The 1,622-nt window shown below is 63.9% G+C and carries 2 protein-coding genes; both read right to left on the bottom strand.

The features are described 5' to 3' along the window. Nucleotides 1–1,192 (bottom strand): GntP family permease (locus PFH44_RS27345; RefSeq protein WP_283826800.1); only part of this gene is annotated, 1,192 nt, incomplete at its 3' end. A 43-nt stretch (nt 1,193–1,235) separates the two neighbouring features. Continuing rightward, nucleotides 1,236–1,622 (bottom strand): 3-hydroxyacyl-CoA dehydrogenase family protein (locus PFH44_RS27340; RefSeq protein WP_283826799.1); only part of this gene is annotated, 387 nt, incomplete at its 5' end.

Genomic DNA, 1,622 nt, shown 5'->3' with positions numbered 1-1,622 from the left:
GAATGTTGGCGGCGTGCGCGGCGGCGATAAAGGTATCCGACATCGCCGCCAGCGCGATGCTCATCCCCCCGGAAGCCGAACCGGTGATCCCGGCCAGCACCGTGACGCTGATCGCTTCATTCAGCAGTGGATTGGGGATCGCGGTCAGCGCTTTTGACAGCACCAGAAACCCCGGCAGGGCGGCAATGACCGCGCCGAAGCCATATTCCGAAGCGGTATTCATGGCCGCAAGAATGGCCCCGCTCACCGCCGTCCGGCTGCCTTCGGCGAGGCGGCCGCGAATGTTGCGAAAGCCGAACAGCAGCACCACTAAAATGCCGGAAAGCAGGGCGGCTTCCACCGCCCAGATGGCGGTGATTTTTCCGGTCTCGGTGATGATAGGCTTCGCCAGGCCCGGCAGGCTCAGCTCGTGGGTCGGGCCGTACCACTGCGGGATCCAGCGGGTAAACAGCAGGTTCAGCACGCCCACCAGCAGCAGCGGCGCAATCGCAATCAGCGGATGGGGAAGATTAATATTGTCAGGCGTTTCCGGCTCATTTTGCAGATCCGTCCCGTAGCCTTCGCCGCGCGCCTGCGCCCTGCGGCGCTGGCGCTCCAGCCACAGCAGGCCAAAGGTAATAATAAACAGCGATCCAATCAGCCCGAGCCACGGCGCGGCCCAGGCGTTGGTGCCGAAAAAGCTGGTCGGAATAATGTTTTGAATCTGCGGCGTGCCGGGCAGGGCGTCCATGGTGAAGGAGAAGGCGCCCAGCGCGACGGTGGCCGGGATCAGCCGCTTGGGGATCCCGCTCTGGCGGAACAGCTCTGCGGCAAAGGGATAGACCGCAAAGGCCACCACAAACAGCGACACGCCGCCGTAGGTCAGCAGCGCGCAGACCAGCACGATGACCGGAATGGCGTGACGGCGGCCGAGCAGCCGGATCGCCGCGGCGACTATCGAGCGCGAGAAGCCCGAAAGCTCAATCAGCTTGCCGAACACCGCCCCCAGCAGAAACACCGGGAAATAAAGCTTCACAAAGCCGACCATTTTTTCCATAAACAGCCCGGTAAAGGTCGGGCCGACGGCGCTCGGGTCGGTGAGCAGTACCGCACCAAGGGCGGCGATCGGGGCGAAGAGGATAACGCTATATCCTCGGTAGGCGGCCAGCATCAGTAGCGCCAGCGCGGCCAGGGCAATCAAAACACTCATCACGACTCCTCACTCTCATTGTTATTGTTGGGTACAGTACGAGAAGTTACGGTTTCAGGGCGTGGCGCAGCAGGTGCTCCCGGCGCGACTGAATACGGGCGTTGCGCGCCTCATCCCAGCGGTAAAACCCTTGCCCGCTGCGGGCGCCGGTCTCGCCCCTGGCGACCTTTTCCGCCACCAGCTCCATCATCTGCGACCCGCTGGCGAGCTCCGGCAGCAGGTGCTGACAAATATCCTTGACCGTTGCCAGCCCGGTCATATCCGCAGCCTCAAGCGGGCCAACCATCGCGTAGCGGCGGCCGAGCGATGAGCGCATCACCCGGTCCACCACCTCCGGCGAGGCGATCCCGCTTTGCACGATGTGCAGCGCCTCGCGCAGCAGGGCAAACTGCAGGCGGTTGCCGACGAAGCCCGGCGCGGCGCGGTTGAGCAC

This window comes from Klebsiella sp. Ech2A, from assembly GCF_030078455.1.
In the GTDB taxonomy this organism is placed as follows: domain Bacteria; phylum Pseudomonadota; class Gammaproteobacteria; order Enterobacterales; family Enterobacteriaceae; genus Klebsiella; species Klebsiella terrigena.
This window is presented reverse-complemented; position numbering and strand designations above follow the sequence as displayed.